Genomic DNA, 23343 nt, shown 5'->3' on the forward strand with positions numbered 1-23343 from the left:
TTAGCGGCGCTTTGACCAGATCACATGTCCTACACACGGATGACCACAATGCAGGCAATATTTCTGTTTACCGCGCCAGCCGCCGCGCTGGCCTCGGAAACATGCCCCTCCCCCTCGAAGGGCGGTGCGCCAACGCGTGCCGCACACCGGCGCAGCACCTGACTTGGGTGGCGCAAGACGGCAACACGCCTTGACTTCATCGTCATAAAAACGACACAGCAGCGTCACGCCTCTGCCACGGTCGCCGCCGATACTCCGTGCGCACCACAGAGTATGTTGGCCTGGATCTCTCATGGGCCTCTGTGGTGCATCCAAACACTACATAACACCCCACGGAGTTACCGATATGAGCGCAGTGCTGACCTCGCGTCGCCGTCTTTTGCAATTTCTGGGCAGCGCACCATTGCTGCCCTTGTCCGGCTCCCTGTCTGCAGCAGGCCTGCTGACCGCCTGCGGCGGCGGTGGTGATGACGATGGCCCGACGGCGGCCTTCAAGTCGGTGAGCTTCTCCAACATGGCAGCGCCCAACCTGACCAACCCCGCAGCGATGGCGACCACCTCGACCACCGCGGTGATGACCATCCTCTACGCCGACGACAGCAAGCGCGAAGTGGCGCTGGCCTACCAATCCTTCTTTGTCACCGGCGACATGGTGGCGGACGGCAAGGGCGGCAAGATCCTGGCGGGTGGCTACTACGACATCAACAACCAGCCCATCATGGACAAGTCCGTGGCCGGCAGCGAGCGGCAGTTTTTCTCTGACTGCCCCGATGGCTCCTCGATCATCCAGGTCGCCGATGCCAAGGTCGACGGCGTCAAGGGCAAGCCCGTGTTTGCCGTGGTGCAGTTCGAGTACACCTCCAAGGACCAGTCGGGCGCCGATGCCTATGGCACCCTGCCCTCGCCCATCGCCGTGCTGACCCTGGACCAGGACCAGGACACCGGCAAGCTGAGCCTGGTCAAGTACCACAACGTCGACATGTCCAAGGCCCATGGCCTGTGGATCACCTGCGGCGCCAGCCTCTCGCCGTGGAACACCCATTTGTCCAGCGAAGAGTACGAGCCCGATGCCTTCACCGCTGCCAGCTCGGCCCAGTTCAAGGCCTTCAGCAAGCACGTGTACGGCAACGAGACCACGGCCAACCCTTACCACTACGGCCACCTGCCCGAGATCACCGTCAACAAGGACGGCACCGGCACGGTCAAGAAGCACTACTGCCTGGGTCGCATCTCGCACGAGCTGATCCATGTGATGCCCGACAACCGCACCGCGCTGATGGGCGATGACTACACCAACGGCGGCCTGTTCATGTTCGTGGCCGACAAGGAAAAAGACCTGTCCGCTGGCAACCTGTACGTCGCGCATTACACCGAAGTGCTGACCGACACCTCGACCGCCAAGATGGAGTGGATCCACCTGGGCCACGCCACCAGCGCCGAGATCGAAGCGCTGGCGAACAGCCTCAAGCCGGCCGACATCATGGAGTCGCTGACCACCGACCCGCAGGATGCCAGCTACACCGCGGTGTTCCTGGACGGCAAGGCCGCCTGGCTCAAGCTCAAGCCCGGCATGGAAAAGGCAGCCGCTTTCCTCGAAACCCACCGCTATGCCAACCTGGTGGGCGGCTCGATGGCGTTCACCAAGATGGAAGGCACCACCGTCAACATCAAGGACAAGGTGGCCTACTCGGCACTGGCCAACATCCAGACCTCGATGATCAACGGTGACAAGGCCTGGAATGCCAAGCACAACGTGACCTTCCCCAAGACCGTGAAGGCCGGCGGCGTGCTGGCCCACAACCTGGGCGGCGGCATCAAGGACCGCCAGGGCGCCACCATCAACAGCGAATGGGTGCCACAGCAATCGCATATGCTGATGATGGGCGAGGACATTGCCGCCGACGCACTGGGCAACACCTCCAACCCCGACAAGATCGCCAGCCCGGACAACCTCAAGTTCTCCGAAAAGATGCGCACCCTGTTCATCGGCGAAGACAGCGGCAACCATGTGAACAACTTCCTGTGGGCCTACAACGCCGACACCAAGCAGCTCTCGCGCATCCTGTCGACCCCTGCCGGCGCGGAATCGACCGGCCTGCACGCGGTGGACGAGGCCAACGGCTGGACCTACATCATGAGCAACTTCCAGCACCCTGGTGACTGGAGCGCGCTGCACGCCAAGATCAAGGACCAGCTCGATCCGCTGATCAATGCGAACTACAAGAACAAGTTTGGCGCCTCGGTGGGTTACCTGACCGGTACGCCGCAAGCTGTGAAGCTGTAAAACGGTTCAGAGAGCGTGTGGCCACTCACGCGCTCGCTTCAAAAAGAAAATGCCATCCCGACGGATGGCATTTTTTCGTGGCGCAGTGCGTTTACAAGACCGACTGCAGCCAGCGCACGATCTCAGCGGGCGGCAACGCGCCGGAGATGCGGGCCGCCTCCTGGCCGCCCTTGAACACCACCATGGTCGGAATGCTGCGGATATTGAAGGGCTGGGCCACATGCGGGTAAGCCTCGGTATCGAGCTTGGCAAAGCGCAGCCGGGGTTCGAGCTGCTTGGCAGCCAGCGCATACCCCGGCGCCATCTGCAGACAGGGGCCGCACCAGGGCGCCCAGAAGTCCACGACCACGGGAATGTGGTTGCGCCCCAGCTGCTTGGCAAAGCTGTCGGCATCCAGCGCGACAGGCTCGCCCGTGAACAAGGGCTGGTGGCAGCTGCCGCAATCGGGCTGCTGGGCCAGCTGCGCGCGCTGCACGCGGTTGGTGGTATGGCAATGGGGGCACACAATGTGCAGGCTGTCTTCGGTCATGGGGCACTCTCCTGCTGCCCATCATAGGCAGCGATGCAAACGCCAGTTGCAGGCCGGTGCCGCATATTTCAAGTCAGCGTGATCAGCACCGGCTGGTGGTCGGACAGCTGCGTGGTGCTGTCGCTGTGCCAGGCCCGCACATGGCTGCGCAGGCTGTCGCTGACCAGCGCAAAATCGCAGGCCACCGGCGTGGGGCCCCAGCTGCGGTCAAACACACAGAAGGTGGCCGGCTGCGGCGCGCTGCCATGCAGCAGCGGCCAGCTGTCATGCCACAGCGGCGTGCCATCGTCCTGCAAGGCCACGAGCGCGGCATAGGCCGCCTCACCGGCGTGCAGGTTGAAATCGCCACACAACACCGCGTGCGGCGTGTGCACCGGCGTGGTGTAGGGCGTGGCAGCCGATGCCGCAGCGGGCAGCGCCTGCAGCTGCGCCAGAGCCTGGGCATGGATCGCCCGCAAGGCCTGCACCTGCGCCAGGCGCTGGCTGGCGCTGTGGTATTCCAGATGCGTGCACATCACGCGCACCAGCCCCAGCGCCGGGTCACGCACCGTCACCACCAAGCAGCCCCGGGGCATGCTCACCACACCCACCTCGGCCAGCCAGGGCAGCCGGTGCTGCGCCACCTCGGCCACCGGCAGGCGGCTGGCCACCAGATTGCCAAAGCTGCGGCGCTGGCCGCTGGCATCAAAGCCATCGGTGGTGGCGGCAAAAAACAGCTGCCACCCCGGCAGCAACGCCTGCAGCTGCGCCACCTGGTCACCCGGCGCGCCCGCCAACGCGCCGTGGCCCACCGCGACCTCCTGCAGGCACAGCACATCGATGCCGCCCGCGCCCGCGCCCTCGCCCATCGCCAACGCATGGCGCACGATGCGCGCCGGATCGGCCAGGCCATCGAGGCCGCAGCACCATTGCACATTCCAGCTCAGTATTTGCATGTGGGAAACTCTGTGGATAGCCGCGCCCGCTGGCGCAGTTGCCGGTGATTGTGCAGCAGCGGCGATGCGTTTGCCATGCCTGCAGCCAAAGCCAGCCCCTGCGCGCTTATAGTCGGGCGATGCGCAACCCCCAGCCAGATTCCTTTCAAATCCGCCCTGCCACCGTGGGCGACGTCGACGCCATGTTCCAGGTGCGCCTGGCGGTCACGGAAAACAGCATGACCAGCGCAGAACTGGCCGCCGCCGGCATCACGCCCGCCTCCATTGCCGAGGCTATTCGCAGCGCCCCTTGCGCCTGGGTCGCCACCATCGATGGCGAGGTCGCCGGCTTTGCGATGGTGGACCTGCGCAGTGCCTGCCTGTTTGCACTGTTTGTGCGCAGCGGCTGCGAAGGCCGGGGTCTGGGCACCGCGCTGTGCCGGGCCGGCGAGCAGGCCTTGTTGGCGCAGCATGAAGCAGCCTGGCTGGAGACAGCCAAAGCCAGCCGCGCCGCGCGCCTCTACCGCCACCTGGGCTGGGGCGATGAGCGCGATGTGGGCGATGGCGATATCCGCCTGACCAAGCGGCGCGCCTGACGCTACGCAGCGCTGCACGCTGTCCGGCCTTCTGTTCTTACTTCTGCTACATTGCGCAGATGGCCCTGTGCACCACCCCCCGAATTATTCGCATCGTCATACCGACGGTGGGATAGCGCGCGGCCAGGTCACCATGCAACCCACCCTGGAGGTGGGTTTTCCGTCTCTGGGGTTTCCTCGAAGGAGACGGAATGAACACTAGCCAAGCGCCTGATACATTTGCCGATAGAGACCCAGATGCCGGCACCCTGCACCTGCTCTGCGGAAAGATCGCCTCCGGCAAGTCCACCCTGGCCCGGCAGCTCGCGGCGCAGCCCCGCACGGTACTGGTCAGCGAAGACGCCTGGCTCGCCCAGCTCTACCCCGACGCGCTGGTCTCGGTCCAGGACTATGTGCTGCTGTCCGCCAGGCTGCGCGGCGCAATGCAGCCCCATATCGTGGCGCTGCTCCAGGCCGGCACCTCGGTGGTGCTGGATTTTCCATCGAACACCCCCGCCACCCGCGCCTGGGCGCGCCGCATTTTTGAGGCAGCCGGTGCCCCGCATGCGCTGCACTGGCTCCAGGTGCCCGAGGAGGAATGCAAGCGCCGCCTGCGGGTGCGCAATGCGTCTGGCGAGCATCCATTTGAAACCAGCGATGCGCAGTTTGAGCTGATCAGCCAGCACTTTGCAGCGCCTTCAGCGTCAGAAGGCTTTCAGCTGGTGCTGCACCGCTGATAGGCGCTGCCGGTGGCCAGAGCTTAAGAACGCTGCGGCAGATAGCTCGGCCGATCCGCCGTCATCCCGCGCTTGACTTGCTGCGTCAGGTCATCGGCCAGCACCTCGTCCAGCCCCGCTTCGAGCGCATCGAGCGTGCGGCTGACAATGTCGGCCGGGCTGGACTTGGGGGCATCCAGCCCCCGTGTCAGGTCGGTATCGACATAGGCCATGTGCAGGCCCAGCACCTGCGTCTTCTGGGCGGCCAGTTCGTAGCGCAGCGAATTGGTCAGCGACCAGGCGGCCGATTTGCTCGCCGAATAGGCGGCCAGTTCGCTGCCATTCACCCAGGAGGCAATCGACAAGACATTGAGCAAGCCACCACCGCCATTGGCCGCCAGCACCGGCGCAAAGGCCTTGCTCATGCGCAGCACCGCGAAGAAATTGGTCTCGAAGATGCGGCGAGCCACCGCTTCGCTGTCTTCGGCGAGAAAGCCTCCCGGCTGGGCGATGCCGGCGTTGTTGATCACCAGGGTCACATCGGGCGCCTGCGCCACGGCCGCCGCCACATCCTCGGGGTTATTGACATCCAGCCGCAGCGGATGCACCCCCGCTTGGGGGCTGATATTGGCGGGATCGCGTGAACCGGCGTAGACCTTGCGGGCACCGCGGGCGAGCAACTCGCGCACAAAGGCCTGGCCGATGCCACGGTTGGCACCTGAGACAAGAACGACAGCGTTAGCAATTTTCATGGGAATCTCCACGTTTACCGAGGTTGAAAGAGCGCTCACGGGCGCTTAATAACGACTTTGCCTTTGGCATGACCGGCCTCGACATAGGCCAGCGCTTCAGGGGTGCATTCGAAGGGAAAAACGCGATCCACCACCGGACGGACCGCGCCCGACTCGATCAGCGCGGCGATCTCGCGCAACTGCTCGCCACTGGCTTGCATGAAGAGGAACGAATAGCCCACACCCCGCTCCTTGGCTTTTGCGCGGATGCCTGCGCTCAGCCACCGCATCACCCACGTCAAAAGACGGGGTGCAGCGATCGCCTTGCCAAAGTCGGGATCGGGGGGGCCTGAGAGGGAGATGAGCTGTCCACCGCTGCGCAGCACGCGCAGCGATGCACCGAGCGCCTGCCGGGGCTGGCTGTGCAGCACCACGTCGTAGCCGTGCAGGACGTCTTCGAACTTCTGGGCTCTGTAGTCGATGACGGTATCCGCACCCAGGCCTTTGACGAACGCTGCATTGGCGGCACTGGCGGTGGTTGCCACTGTGGCGCCCAGGTGCTTGGCCAGCTGGATGGCGAAGCTGCCCACCCCGCCTGCGCCTGCCTGGATGAACACCTTCTGCCCAGGACGCAACGCCGCTTTGTCAACCAAGGCCTGCCATGCCGTCAAACCCACCAAGGGGATGGAAGCCGCTTCCTCCATCGTGATGCCTTGGGGCTTATGGGCCAACGATGCCTCTTTGACGGCAACCCACTGCGCAAAACCGCCGATGTGCAAATCATCGAGCCGCGCATAGACCGCATCGCCGCGCTTGAACTTCTGCACCCGGGATCCCACCTCGACCACCTCCCCAGCGATGTCGTGGCCCAGGATGAGTGGCAGGGGATAAGGCAGGATGCGCTTGAACTCACCGCTTCGGATCTTGGCGTCCAGCGGGTTGACGCCAGCGGCATGCACCTCCACCAGCACCTCATCCTCGCGCGGCTGCGTCTTGTCGACATGCGCCAACCGCAACCGGCTCTTTTTGCCATAGCGATCCAGCACAAACGCTTGCATGGTCTTATCTCGCATGATGTTCATCATATTAAAAATCAAAAAAAAGCAGCGCGCTGCTAGGCGCTGCTGCCGGGTGCGAGGTCTGCCGCCCGATCGGCGGGCAGCAGATGCTGAAGCGCCGCTTCGCGCAAGCTGTCCGACAGCGCCGCGTCGTCCACCGCGCGGGCCAGCAGCAGGCTGCCCACCATCGTGGACAAGGCCACCATAGCGCGCTCATGCGCTTGCGCCTGCCCCCAATCGGGCGATTGGCGGGCGATGAGATCCACCATGCCCTTGATGTGCTGGGTGGTCACGCGGCGCACTTCCGGCGCCTGGCGTGCGGTCTCGGACCCCAAGGCCACCAGCGGGCAGCCTTGCTCGGCATGCTGCACATGGGCTTTCGAGAGGTAAGCGCGCAGCACGGCATCCCAGGCCTGGTCAGGGGTTGCCTGGGTCGCAACCTCGGCCACCGCGGCAGCAGACTCTGCACACGCCAGCTGCGCAGCTTCTGCCAGCATTGCCTCGCGCGAGGCGAAATGCGCGTAGAAGGCCCCATGCGTCAGGCCCGCCTCTTTCATGATGTCGGCCACCCCCGTGCCGCCATAGCCGCTGCGGCGGATGGCGCGGGCAGCAACGGACACAATGCGCTCATGCGTCGCTTGCTTGGCGGCAGCCCGGGTGTTGGAAGTTTCATTTCGCATGATGCTCATCATACATAATTTTCAGACCCTGCGCATCGCAGGGTAAATGCCTCGCACCATTGGCGCAGCACCGGGCACACGGTCACCGTGGTTGGCCTTGCGCGCCCAGCCACTGGAAGACCTGCGCAACCATGTCCGAACGGGCGGGCCCAGACACGCCCGACAGCCACCAGGTGGTGCCCGGCAAGCGCGGGTAGCCTGGCAGCAGCTGCAGCCGCCCGCTTGCCACGCTCCCTTCCACCAACAGGCTGGGCAAGCAAGCGATGCCCTGCGCGGCTAGCACGGCATCGAGCACCAGCCGCGCATCGTCATACATGGCGCGCTTGCGGAACTGCGCCAGCGGCCCCAGGAAAAGCGGCGCCGTGGCTTCGGAAGTAAGGCTTTCTTCCAGGCACACCAGATCGGCATGCAGGTGTTGCTGCTCCTGCGGGATGCGGCCCAGCTTCTGGGCGATACCCGCATCGGCCACCAGCAGCCATTCGTCCTGCAGCAGAGGCCGCTCATCCAAGCCCGGCTGCAACAGCGGCCTGCGGCTGATGGCAATGTCCACATCGATCTCATCGACAAAGCGGGCGCTCTCGTCGGCCGACAGCACCAGGCTCAGCCCGGGCAGCAGCGCATGCAACGCGGGCAGCCGGGGCTGCAGCCAGCCGCGCAACAGCGGCGCGGGGCAGACCAGGGACACCAGGCCCGGATCGAGGTAGGTGCCAATGCGCTCCATGCCGCTGCGCAGCACGGTGAGCGAGCGCTGAACGCTGCGCAGCAGCACCTCGCCTGCGATGGTCAACTCCACACCGCGCCCCGCACGCCGAAACAGCGGCTGCATCAGCTGCGCTTCGAGCTGCTGCACCTGGTGGCTGATCGCAGACTGGGTCACATGCAGCTCATCGGCTGCGCGTGAAAAGCTGCCATGCCGGGCGGCGGCCTCAAACCCCATCAACAGCTTCAACGAAGGGATACGCGGCTCTGACATATGAGAGATATTAATGAATTAGCACAAATCTTATCATTTAATCTCATACCTACCGCGATCCACAATGCGACCTCGTCCGACTATTCGGCAACGCAACGGCTCCGAACAGGAGCCATTGGAAAAGTGATGAAGACAGGTCAAGATGTGATGCGCGATGGCGCGAACGACCCCATGGGAGCCACCACCATGCAACGACGACAATTTCTCTCGGCCGGCGCCACCTTGGTCGCCGGAAGCGCGGTGGGCATGCCAGCGCAGTCGGCGCCCGCTGCAGACCGCCAAGGGCGCATGCCCGATGAAGGCGAGCGCCATGCTGCCACCTGGATGGCCTTTGGTGCCAGTAACGCGATCTGGGGCCGGCGGCTGAAGGCGGGCGCACAGGCCAACCTGGCACTGATTGCCCAGACCATTGCCCAGATGGAGCCGGTGCAGATGCTGGTCAACGCCCAGGACTACGACCTGGCCGCGCGCCTGTGCGGCAGCAAGGTCAAGCTGCTGGTTCAAGACATCGATGACCTGTGGATGCGGGACACCGGCCCGGTATTTGTGAAGACGGCAGGCGGCGGTCTCGCCGGGGTGGATTTCAACTTCAATGGCTGGGGCCGCAAGCAATCCCACCGCCATGACGCCCAGGTCGCGGCCTTTGTGGCCGGTACGGCAGGGGTGCCCTTGCTGAAAAGCAGCCTGGTCCTGGAAGGCGGCGGCATTGAAGTGGATGGCCAGGGCACCGCCATCATCACCGAGAGCTGCGTGCTCAACGCCAACCGCAATCCCGGCGTCAGCAAGGCGCAGTGCGAGCAGGAATTACACCGGGTGCTGGGGATAGACAAGGTGATCTGGCTGCCCGGCATTGCCGGCCACGACATCACCGATGGCCACACCGACTTTTATGCCCGCTTCTGCGCGCCCGGGGTCGTGGTTGCCGGTGTTGACAACGACCGGTCCTCGCCAGAATATGCGGTCACCCAGCGCCACCTGGCCATCTTGCGCAAGGCGGCGGACGCGCGTGGCCGCCCCTTGCAGGTGCTGCGCATGCCGGGGCCTGACGAAGTCCGGCCGCAGTATGAGGGCAAGGATTTTGCGGCAGGCTATATCAACTTCTACGTCTGCAACGGCGCGGTGATCAGCGCGGAGTTTGGCGATACCCGCGCTGACCGCAACAGCCGCGCCCTCTTGCGCGAGCAGTTCCCGGGGCGCGAGATTGTGCAGCTCAATATCGACGCCATCGCGGCGGGCGGCGGCGGCATCCACTGCACCACGCAGCAGCAACCGGCCTGAGCGGAAACTGCGGCTCAGCAGGCCGCGGGGACAGGGTGACCCGTTACTGGGCAGCAGCGCACCGCCCAGGCTTTCTGTCACAGCGCCCGCATCGGCCAGTGAAGGGACAGCCGCAAAGAACTTCAGCGCCACATTCTCGCGGCGCTGTGGTGGCGTGCTGATGCCTTCCGCTATTTGATCCCTGCCCGCATAAAGCTCTGCACAAACTGGCGCTGGAACAGGATAAAGCCGACGAGCAGCGGCGCCGAGGTCATCAAGGTGGCGGCAGTGATGGTGGACCAGTCCACGCCCTGCTCCACGCTGGAGAACACCTGCAGCCCGACGGTGAGCGGGCGCGATTCCACGCTGTTGGTGATGATCAGCGGCCAGAGAAAGTTGTTCCAGTGAAAGCTCACGGAGACCAGCGCAAAGGCGGTGTAGACGGGCCGGGCCAGCGGCACATAGACACGCCAGAGAATCTGCAAGGTGCTGGCCCCTTCGACACGCGCGGCGTCGTCCAGCTCCTTGGGGATGCCCATGAAGGTCTGGCGCAGCAAAAAGATCGCAAAGGCCGAGGCAAAGTACGGCAGGCCAATCGCAAACAAGGTATCGACCAGGCCCAGCCGGGCCATGGTCTGGTAGTTCTCCACCAGCAGGATGTCGGGCATGATCATCAGCTGCACCAGCACCAGCGCGAAGGCGATGTTCTTGCCCCGGAACTGGTAGCGCGCAAAGGCAAAGGCCGCCAGGGTGGACAGCACCAGCTGCGCCGCCAAAATCATGGCCACCAGCAGGCTGGTGTTCAAAAAGTAGCGCGCAAAAGGCGCCGCGTCCCAGGCCTTGCGGAAGTTCTGCAAGGTCCAGGGCGCAGCCAGGTCAAAGCGGATCGCGTAGTCGCTGGGGTGGAAGGCCGTCCAGAACGCATAGGCCAGCGGCAGAATCCACAGCAGCGCCAGCAGCCAGGCGGCAACGGTGTCCAGCCAGGTGTGGCGGTAGATGACGGCAGGGGCTTGGCTGCGGCTCATTGGTAGTGCACCTTCTTGTCCAGCACAAAGAACTGGAACAGCGCCACGCTGGAGAGCACCACCACCAGCACCACGGTGATGGCCGCTGCATAGGCCGTATCCCAGAACTTGAAGCCCACCTCATACAGATGGTAGAGCAGCAAGGTGGTGGCATTGTCCGGCCCGCCCCGGGTCAGGATAAACACATGGTCGACCAGGCGGAAGGCATTGATCACCGCATTGACCAGCACAAACACCGTGGTCGGCATCAGCAGCGGCCACTGCACCCGGCGGAAAAAGTACCAGCGCGATGCGCCCTCAATGGCGGCGGCCTCCTTCAGGCTGGGGTTGAGCGTTTGCAGCGCAGCCAGGTAGAAGATCATGAAAAAGCCCGCTTCCTTCCACACTGCCACCAAGGTGATGGCCCCCAGCGCGGTCGAGGGGCTGCCCAGCCAGTTGTGCGAGGGCAGGCCCAGCGCGCCGGTGACCTGCTCCAGCAGGCCGTACTGCGGCGTATAGAAGAACAACCAGATATTGGCCACCGCAATCATCGGCAGCACCGTGGGCGTGAAATACGCCATGCGCACAAAGGTGCGGCCTGCGATGCGCTCGTTCACCCAGACCGCCATCAAGAGCGCCAGGCCGATGGACGCGGGAATCGTGGCCGCCGCAAACCACAGATTGTTGCGCACCGCCTGCCAGAACACCGGGTCATCGGCCATCGCCTGGTAATTCTCGACACCCACCCACACCGCCGCACGCGCGCCCTTGGGGGTGGAATAAAAACTGTCGATGAAGGTGGCTACGGCCGGCCAATGGGTGAATGCCACCAGCAGCACCAGCGCAGGCAGCAGCAGCAACCAGGCGTGGATGCTGCGCTGGCCGCTGCCGGCAATGGACGAGGAAGAGGCGCTCATGCGTTGGGTTCTCTCAACCGGGCTGGGGCCTTGCCCCAGCCCTGGCCCGGCATGGTCTGCAAGCAGGCCACGCCGGGTACGGCTTTACTGGTAGCTGCGCAGGATGCGGTCCGCTTCCTTCTGCGCATCCTTCATCGCCTGCGCCGAGGTCTTGGTGCCGTTCAGCGCGGCCTGCACGGCATCGTTCAGCACCTTGGTCACGCGCTGGTTGTCATGCGTGGAGAACTCGGCCACCGAGACGGGCAGCTGGTCGCGGGCCACCAGCGCCTGCGGGAAATCCTGGCCGTACTGCTTCAGGATCGGCGTGTCATAGGCGGCGGGCGATACGGCCACATAGCCGCTGTCCATGCTCCACTGCGCAGCGCGCTCGGGCTGGGTCACCCACTTGGCAAATTCGAAGGCGGCCTGCTGCTGCTCCTTGGGTGCCTTCTTGAAGATGTAGAAATTGCCGCCACCGGTGGGCGAGCCCCCCTTGCGCACATGGCCGGCAATCTGGCCGACCCCGAAATCAAACTTGGCGTTGGCCTTGATATTGGTCAGGTTGCCGGTGGTGGTGACGATGATCGCGGCCTTCTTTTCCATGAAGTCCTTGGGCGTCGTGCCCCACTCGACCACGCCCTTGGGGTGCAGGCCTTCCTTGGCCAGGTTGACCCAGAAGTCCAGCGCCTCAATCACCTTGGGGTTGTCGAAATTCACCTTGGTGCCTGCCTCGTTGGCCAGCAGCACATCGTTGGGGGTGGTCAGGGTCTGCAGCATCCAGTAGGCAAAGCCGGTCGACGGGATCTGAATGCCGTACTGGGTCACATTGCCGCTGGCGTCTTTCTTGGTGAGCTTCTTGGCCGCCTCGCTCAGCTCCTTCCAGGTGGCGGGCGCCTTGTTCGGGTCCAGGCCGGCTTCCTTGAAGGCGTCCTTGTTGTAGTACATCACCACGGTGGAGCGCTGGAAAGGCACGCCCCAGGTCTTGCCACCCGTCTGGCTGTTGGCCATGAAGGCGGGGTAGAAGCCCTTGAGCCAGGCCTTGTCGGCATCGGTCTTGGCAAAGTCGTCGATCGGCACGATCGCGTCTTCGTCGATCAGCGTGAACATGTCGGTCGACAGCAGCACCGAAGTGGCCGGCGCCTTGCCCGCCTTGTTGGCGGTGAGCGCCTTGACGATGGTCTCCTGGTAGGTGCCCGCATAGATCGGCGTGATCTTGTACTGCGGATGCGCCTTGTTGAAGTCATTCGCATAGCCGTCGATCACCTTGGTGATCGGGCCGCCCACAGCCACAGGGTAGTAGAACGGCACTTCCAGCGGATCGGCGGCATGCGCGAGGCCCGCACCCAGGCCCAGCATGGCGACGGCCGATACGGCAAGGGTCTTCAAAAAGATATTGCGTTGCACGGAATCACTCCTCGGGTTATGCGCCTGCCTGCAGGCGCTGCACAAACAGTTCAGTCAAAGAAAAAGGGCTTGCATCAGGCCATGCGCCGACCATCGGCATCGAAGAAATGCATGTCTTCCGCGCGCCAGGCCAGGCGCAGCGCCTGGCCCACGGCCACTGCCTGCTGGCCGGGTGCGCGCACGGTGATCTGCTCGCTGCCAATCGCGCAGCGCAGCACCATATCGGCGCCCAGGTATTCCGTGCCGATGACTTGCGCATCCACGCCCTCAGCCCCCAGGCAATGCAGCGCCTCGGGTCGCAGACCCAGCAATGCCGCGCCAGCTGGCACCGGTAGCTGCACCTGGCTGCCGGCAATGGCGCCTTCGCTGAGCCGCAGCAAGTTCATCGCCGGTGTGCCAATAAAGCGCGCCGCAAAGGTGCTGGCCGGACGCGCATACATCTCGCGCGGGGTCGCACATTGCTCGACCCGGCCCTGGTGCAGCAGCACCACCTGGTCGGCCATGCTCATCGCTTCGGTCTGGTCATGGGTGACATAGACCACCGTGAGCCCCAGGCGCTGCTGCAGCTCGCGCAGCTCGGCTCGCATCTCCTGGCGCAGCTGCGCGTCCAGGTTCGACAGCGGCTCATCCATCAGGCAGACATGGGCCTGGGCTACCAGCGCCCGGCCCAGCGCCACGCGCTGCTGCTGGCCGCCCGAGAGCTGGCCTGGCTTGCGCTCCAGCAGCTGCGACAGGCCCAGCAGCTCGGCTGCATCCTTCAAACGTTTGTCGGCCTCGGCCTTGGGCACCTTGCGCACTGCCAGGCCAAAGCTGATGTTCTCGGCCACCGACAGATGCGGAAACAGCGCATAGTTCTGGAACACCATCGCAATGCCGCGCTGTGCTGGCGGCAGCTGCGTCACATCGCGCCCCCCAATCAGCACCTGGCCGGCGCTGGCGGTCTCCAGCCCTGCAATGATGCGCAGGGTCGTCGATTTGCCGCAGCCCGAGGGGCCCAGCAGCACGCAAAAGCTGCCCGGCGCGATCTGCAGATCGACCGCATGCAGCGCCGTGGTGCTGCCCCAGGATTTGGCAACCTGCCGTAACTCAATGCTTGACATCGCGCCAGTGTATGAAAGCACGGTGACAATTTGTTTACAAGCTTTCCCTTAGCTGACAAGGCGCTCCAGGGGCGGCGGGTCTATCCACCCCCGAGATTTGCTTACAACCATGACAGATGCTGCGGTGCAGCAGTGGTCGGCGCTCCCTGGGCTTACAGCCAGCGCGCAATCCCGGCCGCCAGCAGGCTCAGCACCACGGTCGTCGCAATCGGCAGCCACAGGGTTCTGCCAAACAGCCGAATCTCGAAATCCCCCGGCAGCCGCCCCAGCCCCAGTTTGCGCAGCAGCGCGGCAAAGCCGTTGAGCAGCAGCAGCGCGAGGAAAATGACAATCAGCCAGCGGATCATCGCAGCGCCTCCGGCAGGTGAATGGGTCGCGAAGCCATCATGCGGCGCAGTAGACCTGCTCGCCGGCAATCCAGGTGGCTTGCACGCGCAGGCTGCCAATTTCGGCAACCGGCACGGTGAAGATATCGCGGTCCAGCACCGCAAAGCTGGCCTCAAAGCCGGGGGCGATCTGGCCCAGTTGGCCCTCAAACGGCGACAGGCTGGCCGCGCGTGCGGTGTAGAGCAGCAGGGCCTGGGGCACCGTCAGCGCCTGGCTGTCCACAATCGGGGCGCCGTTGTAGGCGCGGCGCTGCACGGCAGCCTGGATGGAGACAAAGACATTGTCCGGATCGGCCCAGGTGGTGGCCGGCGCGTCGGACGACAGCGCCACATGGTCGATCTCGTCATAAAAGGTCTTGAGCGCGTAGGACTGGTCAAACTCGGAATCGACCAGGTTCTCGGTATACGCCTCGTACTCGGCAAACATGAAGATGATCTGCGTGGCCACGCCCCACTGCATCGGCATCGCATTCATCTGCGCAATCTGCGCGGGCTTGAGCAAGGTGGCGTGCTCCAAGCGCACCGAAGGCACGCCCGCAGGCAGCCAGGGCTTTTTATCGGCAAAGAAGTCAATCACCAGCTGCAGGGCCGCATCGCCCATCGCATGCATCGCCATTTGCGCGCCATTGGCCACTGACCATGCATAGGCCTGCGCCAGCGCCGCGCTGCTGAGCAAGGACATGCCAAACAGGCTGCCCGTGTGCTTGTAGGCGCAGCTGCACCAGGCCGTCTTGCCAGAGATGGAGCCATCGGCAAACAACTTGATGCCGGCAATCTTGATGCGGCCCTCCTTTTGCGCGGCCTGCAGCCCCGCCAACAAGTCGCCCTTGCAGGGCTCCCAGGAAAAATACAGCGCTGCCTGCTGCTTGAAGCCGGCCTGGGCGGCATCGCGGTAGACATCGAGGTGGTGGAAGGGCTGGGTGAAGGCCATCATGTCGGTCACCGCGACAATGCCGCGCTCGCTAAAGCGCTGCGAGGTGCGCGCGAGGCTCCCCACCGCCTGCGCGTAGTCCAGCACCGCCTTGGCGCGCTGCACCACGCTGTTGGCCGCCAGCTCGGTCAAGACGCCATTGGGCGAGCCATCGGCATCGCGGCCAAAGTGGCCGCCGATGGGGTCGGGCGTATCCTTGCCAATGCCCGCCAGCGCCAGCGCGCGGCTGTTGCAAATGCCCGAATGGCAGTCGGAGCGGCCCACATAGACCGGCTGCGTGGTCGATACCAGATCCAGGTCATGGCGCGTGGGCGTGCGCCCTTCCTTCAGCTTGGACTCGTCATAGCCCCAGCCCTCAATCCAGTCGTTGGGCCCCAGCCCCGCCTTGGGGTGGCTCTTCAACGCCGCAATCAGCCCCGGAATGTCTTCAACCAGCGGCACCGTGCAAGGCACTGCATCGACGATCTGCGACAAAAAGGTGGGATGCGTATGCACATCAATAAAGCCCGGCACCACTGTGCGCCCCTGCAAATCCACCTGCTGGTCGGCCGCCGGCTGCGACGCATCACCCACATGCCCCACCCAGCGCACCATGCCATCCTCCACCACAAAAGCCGAGGCGAAATCGCTCTCGCTGCGACCGGTAAAAACATGGGCGTTGGTGAACAGACAAGAAGGCATGACAGAGGCTGCAAAAAGCAAAGGCGGCAAAGAAGCCGCCATTGTCGGCGATTGCAGGAACCACCCAAAGAACCTAACGCGCTGGCTGTTCAAAACAGCCACCCATGCAGCGAGCGCAGCGTCCGAACCACCACCACCAATGGCGAGATGGGCGCGTAGGCGCGACGTCGGGGGCGCAGACAATACGCCTGTATGGCAAGCCCCCGCAACAAAGCCTACGCGCCCATATCGCCACCCCAATACGAAGACTGCCAGCGCCCCAGCCAAAGTCAGCAGCGCCAGAGCATTCACCCCCCAGCGCATAACCAGACAAGACACAAAAAGAAAAAGCCACCCGAAGGTGGCCACAAAAAACTTACACCGGATCCGTATGCCCTGGTGCCCGGTTCAAGAGTTGCGTTCGCTTGTCTGCGCTGAGGGACAGATAGCGCTCGTACTGGCGCAGGATGTCGGCGATGAGCTCCTCGCTGCGCAAGTACTGCACGTCATAGCCCGAGCGCCCATCTTCGAAGAAAGTCACCGGCTCATACATATAGCGGCGCGCGTTGCTGCCGGCGCTCTCGCGCACGGTGAACGTGGGCATGGTGCGGCGCACGGCGCGCACGCCGTAGACAAAGTCGCGCAGCTGCTCGACCGGCACGACCAGGCGTGCTTCGCTGTCGGCATCGCCCTCCAGGCTGTCTTGCACATGCGCCTGCAAGCCCCGCTTTTGCATTTCTGCAGCCACCTCGTTCATCGCAGGCAGCACGGTGGTGCTGAGGAAGCGCTGTACATCGTCCTTGTGCGGCTGGTGCACGATCTGCTCGAGGCGCTTGCGCCAGTGCTGGCCGCTCCAGAAGTTGGTGGCGGGCGCCAGGTCGGGCGAGTAATGGGCCAAGTCGGCCACCATGCCGCGCCACAGCCCCACGCACAGCACCAGCATGATGAAGGCCACCGGCAAGGCGGTCACCAGGGTCACCGCCTGCAGGGCGCCCAGGCCGCCGGCGAGCAGCAGCACGATGGAGGTCAGGCCCAGCAGCACGCACCAGAACAGGCGCTGCCAGACGGGCGACTCGTGGTTGCCGCGCGAAGCGATGGAGTTGACCACCAGCGCGCCCGAGTCCGCCGAGGTGATGAAGAACACGCCAATCAGCAGCACCGCCAGCCACGAGACCGGCTTGACCCAGGGCAGGTACTCGAAGAAGCGGAACAGCAAGGCGTCCACATTGGTGGCAGTCTGCGCCAGTGCACCAGCGGCCACATGGCTGTCGGTCCAGATCGCGCTGTTGCCAAAGGCCGTCATCCACAGCAGGTTGAACGCGGTGGGAACCAGCAGCACGCCGATGACGAACTCGCGCACCGTGCGGCCGCGCGAGATGCGCGCGATGAACAGGCCGACAAAGGGCGACCAGCTCACCCACCAGGCCCAGTACAGAATCGTCCAGCCACCAAACCAGCCCTCCTCGCGCGACGGCGCATAGGCGAAGGTGCGCAGCGACATTCCCACCAGGCCCTGCAGGTAGTTGCCGATGTTCTCGCTCAAGGCCTTGAAGATATGCGCGGTGGGGCCGGCGATGATGACAAAGCTCAGCAGCAGCACCGACAGGAGCATGTTGAATTCGCTCAGTCGCCGCACGCCCTTGTCCACGCCCAGCAGCGCAGACAGGCTGGCCAGGGTCACCACCACGACGATGACGGCCACCAGGAACCCGGAGGTCTCGGTTTCCCAGCCGGTCAAGGTGTGGATGCCGGCGGCGATCTGGCGCGCGCCATAGCCCAAGGTGGTGGCAATACCGGCAATGGTGCCCACCAGCGCAAACGCATCGACGCCGTGGCCAATGGGCCCGTTGATGCGCTCGCGCAGCAGCGGATACAGGCCCGAGCGCATCGTCAGCGGCAGGTTGTAGCGAAAGCCGAAATAGGCCAGCACCAGGCCCATGGTGCCGTAGACCGCCCAGGCATGAAAGCCCCAGTGGAAGAACGTGGCCTCCATCGCCTCGCGCGCGGCGGCGGGCGTGCCCGGCTCCTGTGTGGCCGGGTTGAGGAAATGCTGCAGCGGCTCGCCCACGCCAAAGTACATCAGGCCAATGCCCATGCCGGCGGCAAACAGCATCGATGACCAGGAGACAAAGCTGAACTCGGGCTTGGCGTCATCGGGCCCCAGGCGGATATCGCCATAGCGGCTGGCCGCCAGCACCACCAAAAACAGCAAGAAGGCGCTCAGCGCCATCACATAGAACCAGTCAAAACTGGCCACCACCCAGCGCTGCGCGCCCGAGAACAGGCGGTCTGCGGCATCGGGCGCCAGCACGCAAACAAGCAGCAGGACGCCCAGCACCAGCAGTGCAGGCACCACCACCGGCAGCGACATGGTCGAGCGCTGGCTGGCCTGCGGCGCCTGCGCAGCCGGCTCCGAGGCCGCGGCGTCGGCCTCGGGCGACACCGCAGTATCTGAAGAAGAATTGGTCATAGGTACACCCCTGTTGGGAGCACGCCCCGTCTGTCACAGGCGCGCCGCAGCAGCCCGCCGGCCCCCAATGGGCACGGTCAGGCACCGCAAAACCTATCAGTATGCAATAAATGATTGCAAAAATGCTATGCCCAACATCCAGCAATCTTTAACAATCGCCAATGTCCTACATTTCCAGCGCTGCCGGCGCGCGGCCGTTTGTTGGAGGGCGGCCACAGCAGCCGCATCGCACAAGCCGCGTCAGCGCTGCACACCCCAGCGCTTGACGGTGACCCTCTCCAACGGGTGAAAGCCCAGGTTCTCGACCAAGAGGCCAATGATGATCACCAGGGCCAGCCCGGCAAACACCTGGTCGGTATAGAGCTCGTTGCGGCTTTGGAAGATGTACCAGCCCAGGCCGCCCTTGCCCGACGACGCCCCAAACACCAGCTCGGCGGCAATCAGGGTGCGCCAGGCAAAGGCCCAGCCAATCTTCAGGCCCGACAGGATGGACGGCAGCGCCGCAGGAACCAGGATTTGCAGCACATAGCGCGCGCCGCGCAGGCCATAGTTGCGGCCGGCCATACGCAAGGTCTCGGGCACCGACTGAAAGCCGGCATAGGTGGCCAGCGCCAGCGGCCAGAGCACCGAATGCACCAGCACCGCCAGCAAACTGGCCTGCCCCAGGCCCAGCCACAGCAAGGCCAGGGGCAACAGCGCAATTGCAGGCAGAGGGTTGAACATGCTGGTCAAGGTGGTCAGCACATCGCGCCCCCACTGGCTCGATACCGCCAGCAGCGTCAGCAGCAAGGCCCCGGCCACGCCCAGCAGATAGCCTTGCAGCAAGATGCCCAACGATATCGCCGCCTTGCCCAGCAGCGCGCCATTGCCCAGCTCGCGCAGCAAGGTCGCAGCCGTCTGGCTGAAGGTGGGCAGGAGCAGGTCGTTGTTCTGCCAGCGCGCTGCCAGCTCCCACAGGGTGGCCAGCACCACCAGAATGATGGCCTTGCGCAAGGCCGGATGCTGGAGCAAGCGTTTGGCCAGCGGCAAGCGGCGCACCGCCAGGTGTGCCGGGGCATCGGGCAGCGAGTATTCGGCCTCGGGCCGCAGCGGTGGCAGGGCCTTGGCAGCGCCAGGCCAGGCCGTCAGGGGGGTGGATGCCATAGCGGGTCTCGTTTCTCGTATCAGGCCACGCGGCGCAAGCCAGTGGTTGCGCTGCTGTCCAGGCTAGCGGCGGTGGGCGCGCCAGCACGGTCTTCGTCAAACAGTAGCCGGTGGATGCGCTGGTGCGCGGCCTCGAACTCGGCGCTGCCGCCGCTCGCCAGGCCAAAGGCATGGGCGTTGATCTCGGCCCGCAAGCGCCCGGGGTGGGGCGAGAGAATGGCCACGCGGCTGCCCACGACCAGCGCCTCCTCGATCGAATGGGTGACAAAGACCAGCGTGAAGCGCAGCTCGTCCCACAGCGCCAGCAGCTCTTCCTGCATGCGCCGGCGTGTCAGCGCATCGAGGGCCGCAAAGGGCTCGTCCATCAGCAGCACCTGCGGGTGCATGGCCAGCGCACGGGCAATGGCCACGCGCTGCTTCATGCCACCTGATAGCTGGTGCGGGTGCACATCGGCAAAGCGGCTCAGCCCCACCTTGTCCAGGTAGAGGTCGGCGCGCTCGCGCGCCTCGGCCTTGCTGCAGCGGCGCGAGGCCAGCAGCGGGAACATCACGTTCTCACGCACCGTCTTCCAAGGCGGCAGCTGGTCAAACTCCTGGAACACCATCACCCGGTCTGGCCCGGGGCCCTCGACCGGTTGGCCAGCCAGGCGGATCGCCCCTTCGCTGACCGGCACAAAACCGGCCATGGCCTTGAGCAGGGTTGATTTGCCGCAGCCAGACGCCCCCAGCAGCACAAAGCGCTCGGCCGCATGCACCTGCAGGCTGACCTGGTGGGTGGCACGCAGCACGCGCTCGTTGGTCACATAGTCGATGCTGACCTGGTCGACTTCCAGCAAGGCGCCGCCCGCCTGCGCAGCCTGGCTGTGCAAGGTCTGGCTGGGTGCCGCTGATGGGATGGGGTGGGCACGGCTGACCAGGCGGTCGGCCAGCTCGGCCTCGGCCAGGCTGGCATAGGGCTCGGCAGCGCTGCGCAGCCAACTGCCGCGCGACAGCGCAACATCACCCTCCTGCGCAAAAACGTGGGGCCAGCGCATCTCAGCTCCCCCCGGAGATGCGCGGGTCGTCAAAGAAATAGTCGCGCACCGATTCGGGCTTGGTCTTGATCACCCCCACCCGCTGCAGGAACTGGCCCAGGCCCACGGTGTTCTGCGGCTGGATCGTGAACTGCACCTGCGGGTTCTTGATGATCTGCAGGATCAGGTTGCGATCGACCTTGCCGCCGCCACCGCTCTTCAAAAAAATATCGGCCGCCTGCTCGGGGTTGGCCTGCACGAAGCGGGCCGATTCATCGAGCGCATCGAGGAAGGCCCGGTAGGTCTTGGGGCTTTCCTGGCGGAACTTCTCGGTGGCGTAGAGCACGGTGGACGAGGCCGGCCCACCCAGCACCTCATAGCTGTTGAGCACAATGCGCGCATTGGGGTTGCCAGCCAGCTCCACCTCCTGGAACGGCGGGTTGCCAAAGTGCGCGGTAATCTCGGTGCCGCCCTTGAGGATGGCCGCTGCCGCATCGGGGTGCGGCAAGGCCACCTGCAGCTTGTCAAGCCGCTGGTAGTGCTGCTCGCCCCAGAGCTTGGCCGAGGCATACTGCAGCACGCGCGACTGCACCGAGACGCCGACGGCCGGCGTGGCAATGCGGTCCTTGTCGCTGAAGTCGGCAATCGTCTTGACCTGCGGGTTGTTGCTGACCAGGTAGTAGGGGAAGTTGCCCAGCGACGCCACGCCCTTGACGTTCTGCTTGCCCTTGGTGCGGTCCCAGAGCGTAAAGAGCGGCGCAACGCCGGCGCCGCCAATATCGACATTGCCCGAGAGCAGCGCATCGTTGACCGCCGGGCCGCCGGAGAACTGCAGGTAGCTGACCTTGATGTCCACCCCCTGGGCCTTGCCCTGCTTTTCGATGAACTGCTGGTCCTGCGCCACATTGAGCAGCAGATAGACGATGCCGTACTGCTGCGCAATGCGCAGCTGGCCTTCGGCCGCCTGCGCGCCGCCTAAAGCCACGCCCCAGAGCGCAGCGGTGGCGGCCAGCACGGCTGCCGCATGCTTGCTGGCAGAGCCGAGGCTGGCGCCATGGGCGGCGGCAGCGGGACGACTGGAAGATGTGGTGGACTGTTTGCCGGGCGGCTGGCTGCGCAGCGCCCAAGGATTGCGGATGTTCATAGTGCGTCAAGAGGTATGGCTGGAATCGTTTGGCCGCAGCGCAGCACCACCGCGCTGTGGGAGCGGGTGGGCAGGCACTGGTGATGGGCGTCAATCGCCGTTGTCAGGAGCGGGCAGCGCCGCCGCAATGGCGGGCGCTGGCGATCAACAACAGGCGGCGGCCAGGCGCAGCGACAGCAGAAACAGCGGTTGGTGGCGTTGCGGGCCGGGCAGCCCGGTCGCGCGCAAGGTTTGGGAGGGGGCGTTCATACCGGAACATCCCCTTCGATCGTGGTGCGGTAGAGCTTGCGGCGCTGGCCGGCCGGCACGCCGGTGGCCAGGTGCAGCACCGCGCGGTTGTCCCAGAACACCATATCCCGGTCACGCCAGTGGTGGCGGTAGACAAACTGCGGCTGGGTGCTGTGGGCAAACAGCTCGGCCAGCAGCGCGGCCGAGCGGCCCTCGGGCAGGCCCAGGATGCGGGTAGTGAAATGCTCGCTGACAAACAAGGACTTGCGGCCCGTCTGCGGATCGGTGCGCACCACCGGGTGTACGGCGGGCTTGACCTCGGCCACCTGCGCAGCAGTGAGCGCAGGGCGGAAGGCATTGCGCTCGCGCAGTGCCTCATATTTGAGCAAATAGCTGTGTTCGGCCAGCAAGCCCACCAGCTGCTGCTTGAGGGTATAGGGCAGCGCCTCGTAGGCCGCGACCTGGTCGGCAAACAAGGTGTCACCACCGACCTCGGGCAGCTCTTGCGCATGCAACAGCGACCCCATCGCAGGCTGGGGCTTGTAGGACAGGTCGGAGTGCCAGTAGGCCCCGGCGTCGCCCAAGCCCACGGGCTGGCCGTTTTCGATGATGTTGGAGACGATCAGGATCTCGTCATGGCCCGGCAACTGGTAGTTGCGCAGCACATGGCGCTGCAGCGGCCCAAAGCGGCGGCTGAAGGCAATCTGCTCGGCCGGGCTGATGCGCTGGTTGCGGTAGACCACGACGCTGTGGTCCTGGTGCGCCTGCTGCAGCCGGGCAAAGTCGTCCGGGCCCAGCGGGCGGGACAGGTCCAGGCCTACCACCTCCACCCCCAGGCGGGTTTGGGCGCCAGCGGGCTGCTGGATGGGGCGCAGGCTGAAGGCCTGCGCGGTGCCCGCGCCGCTGCCCACCGGGCTGGCGCTGTCAGGCACCGGGCGGCGGAAGAAGAACGGGTGGGCAGTCAGAACATCAAACAGCGCGGACATGGCAGCTTTCCTTGGCGGACCAGTGATAGGCCCACTGTAGAAGGCGCGCTGCCATCAGAAAACGAATGAAAACGCGTATCTTTATGCGCAAACCGATGAAGGGCGCTACGGCGCTGCTGTGTTGTTGCGCTGTCATCAGGCCGTCATGCAGCGCCGCCATGATGGCAGTCTGTCGGTGCAGCACAAGCCAGCCTGCATGCCCCGTGCCGGGCGCGACCAGATCGGACGCACCGGGCGGCGGGCATGTGTCAGGGCTTGGCA

Annotated in this window: 21 protein-coding genes; 4 read left to right on the forward strand and 17 right to left on the reverse strand. The window is 64.8% G+C overall.

Going from position 1 to position 23343, the window contains the following annotated elements:
• Positions 1-346 precede the first annotated feature (346 nt).
• The gene (locus tag DCO45_RS15405; protein ID WP_116926649.1) at positions 347-2284 is read left to right on the forward strand and encodes an alkaline phosphatase PhoX; all 1938 of its coding nucleotides are present in this window, start codon (positions 347-349) and stop codon (positions 2282-2284) included.
• A gap of 91 nt (positions 2285-2375) precedes the next feature.
• On the opposite strand, the gene trxC is transcribed toward DCO45_RS15405, so the two are convergent.
• Together trxC and DCO45_RS15415 are read right to left on the reverse strand one after the other, a co-directional pair.
• Positions 2376-2813: a thioredoxin TrxC gene (gene trxC, locus DCO45_RS15410; protein WP_116926650.1), complete on the reverse strand. Its 438-nt coding sequence runs from the start codon at positions 2811-2813 to the stop codon at positions 2376-2378.
• A 68-nt stretch (positions 2814-2881) separates the two neighbouring features.
• A complete protein-coding gene (locus DCO45_RS15415; RefSeq protein ID WP_116926651.1) occupies positions 2882-3748 on the reverse strand; it encodes an endonuclease/exonuclease/phosphatase family protein in 867 nt (288 codons plus the stop codon).
• Between the two features lie 164 nt (positions 3749-3912).
• Here DCO45_RS15415 and DCO45_RS15420 point away from each other — a divergent pair, with 164 nt between their 5' ends.
• Positions 3913-4323 (forward strand): GNAT family N-acetyltransferase, encoded by a 411-nt coding sequence (locus DCO45_RS15420; RefSeq protein WP_243419373.1) that lies wholly within the window; start codon positions 3913-3915, stop codon positions 4321-4323.
• 191 nt (positions 4324-4514) lie between these two features.
• Positions 4515-5039: an ATP-binding protein gene (locus DCO45_RS15425; protein ID WP_116926653.1), complete on the forward strand. Its 525-nt coding sequence runs from the start codon at positions 4515-4517 to the stop codon at positions 5037-5039.
• 23 nt (positions 5040-5062) lie between these two features.
• Here the strand turns inward: DCO45_RS15425 and DCO45_RS15430 are convergent, their stop codons facing one another.
• The 4 genes from DCO45_RS15430 to DCO45_RS15445 form a co-directional block, all read right to left on the reverse strand.
• The gene (locus DCO45_RS15430; protein WP_116926654.1) at positions 5063-5770 is read right to left on the reverse strand and encodes an SDR family oxidoreductase; all 708 of its coding nucleotides are present in this window, start codon (positions 5768-5770) and stop codon (positions 5063-5065) included.
• A gap of 35 nt (positions 5771-5805) precedes the next feature.
• Positions 5806-6807 (reverse strand): NADP-dependent oxidoreductase, encoded by a 1002-nt coding sequence (locus tag DCO45_RS15435; protein ID WP_116926719.1) that lies wholly within the window; start codon positions 6805-6807, stop codon positions 5806-5808.
• A gap of 56 nt (positions 6808-6863) precedes the next feature.
• Positions 6864-7499 (reverse strand): TetR/AcrR family transcriptional regulator, encoded by a 636-nt coding sequence (locus DCO45_RS15440; protein ID WP_116926655.1) that lies wholly within the window; start codon positions 7497-7499, stop codon positions 6864-6866.
• Positions 7500-7569: 70 nt separating this feature from the next.
• Positions 7570-8460 carry a LysR family transcriptional regulator gene (locus DCO45_RS15445; protein WP_116926656.1) on the reverse strand — a complete coding sequence of 297 codons (891 nt, stop codon included), beginning with the start codon at positions 8458-8460 and terminating at the stop codon, positions 7570-7572.
• 126 nt (positions 8461-8586) lie between these two features.
• Here DCO45_RS15445 and DCO45_RS15450 point away from each other — a divergent pair, with 126 nt between their 5' ends.
• A complete protein-coding gene (locus DCO45_RS15450; protein WP_243419374.1) occupies positions 8587-9738 on the forward strand; it encodes an agmatine deiminase family protein in 1152 nt (383 codons plus the stop codon).
• A 170-nt stretch (positions 9739-9908) separates the two neighbouring features.
• Here the strand turns inward: DCO45_RS15450 and DCO45_RS15455 are convergent, their stop codons facing one another.
• The 11 genes from DCO45_RS15455 to DCO45_RS15505 all read right to left on the reverse strand — a co-directional run bounded on the left by DCO45_RS15455 (position 9909) and on the right by DCO45_RS15505 (position 23082).
• A complete protein-coding gene (locus DCO45_RS15455; protein WP_116926657.1) occupies positions 9909-10742 on the reverse strand; it encodes a carbohydrate ABC transporter permease in 834 nt (277 codons plus the stop codon).
• Complete coding sequence (locus DCO45_RS15460; protein WP_116926658.1) at positions 10739-11638, reverse strand: sugar ABC transporter permease; 900 nt, start codon at positions 11636-11638, stop codon at positions 10739-10741. The genes DCO45_RS15455 and DCO45_RS15460 overlap by 4 nt, the downstream gene beginning before the upstream one ends.
• Before the next feature lie 84 nt (positions 11639-11722).
• Positions 11723-13021: an ABC transporter substrate-binding protein gene (locus DCO45_RS15465; RefSeq protein WP_116926659.1), complete on the reverse strand. Its 1299-nt coding sequence runs from the start codon at positions 13019-13021 to the stop codon at positions 11723-11725.
• Between the two features lie 74 nt (positions 13022-13095).
• A complete protein-coding gene (locus tag DCO45_RS15470; RefSeq protein ID WP_116926660.1) occupies positions 13096-14121 on the reverse strand; it encodes an ABC transporter ATP-binding protein in 1026 nt (341 codons plus the stop codon).
• Positions 14122-14273: 152 nt separating this feature from the next.
• The gene (locus tag DCO45_RS15475) at positions 14274-14468 is read right to left on the reverse strand and encodes a DUF2905 family protein (protein WP_021028510.1); all 195 of its coding nucleotides are present in this window, start codon (positions 14466-14468) and stop codon (positions 14274-14276) included.
• 37 nt (positions 14469-14505) lie between these two features.
• Positions 14506-16119 (reverse strand): amidohydrolase, encoded by a 1614-nt coding sequence (locus tag DCO45_RS15480; RefSeq protein WP_165841210.1) that lies wholly within the window; start codon positions 16117-16119, stop codon positions 14506-14508.
• A 355-nt stretch (positions 16120-16474) separates the two neighbouring features.
• Positions 16475-18469: a BCCT family transporter gene (locus tag DCO45_RS15485; RefSeq protein WP_232539643.1), complete on the reverse strand. Its 1995-nt coding sequence runs from the start codon at positions 18467-18469 to the stop codon at positions 16475-16477.
• A gap of 339 nt (positions 18470-18808) precedes the next feature.
• Positions 18809-19711, reverse strand: a complete 903-nt coding sequence (locus DCO45_RS15490; protein WP_116926663.1) for an ABC transporter permease subunit — start codon at positions 19709-19711, stop codon at positions 18809-18811.
• Between the two features lie 20 nt (positions 19712-19731).
• Complete coding sequence (locus tag DCO45_RS15495; RefSeq protein ID WP_116926664.1) at positions 19732-20745, reverse strand: ABC transporter ATP-binding protein; 1014 nt, start codon at positions 20743-20745, stop codon at positions 19732-19734.
• A gap of 1 nt (position 20746) precedes the next feature.
• On the reverse strand, positions 20747-21868 hold the full coding sequence (locus DCO45_RS15500) for an ABC transporter substrate-binding protein (protein WP_116926665.1): 1122 nt from the start codon (positions 21866-21868) through the stop codon (positions 20747-20749).
• A gap of 245 nt (positions 21869-22113) precedes the next feature.
• Positions 22114-23082 carry a TauD/TfdA family dioxygenase gene (locus DCO45_RS15505; RefSeq protein WP_116926666.1) on the reverse strand — a complete coding sequence of 323 codons (969 nt, stop codon included), beginning with the start codon at positions 23080-23082 and terminating at the stop codon, positions 22114-22116.
• Between the last annotated feature and the right edge of the window lie 261 nt (positions 23083-23343).

The sequence above is a fragment of the Comamonas sp. JNW genome (assembly GCF_003105075.1).
Classification (GTDB): domain Bacteria; phylum Pseudomonadota; class Gammaproteobacteria; order Burkholderiales; family Burkholderiaceae_C; genus Comamonas; species Comamonas squillarum.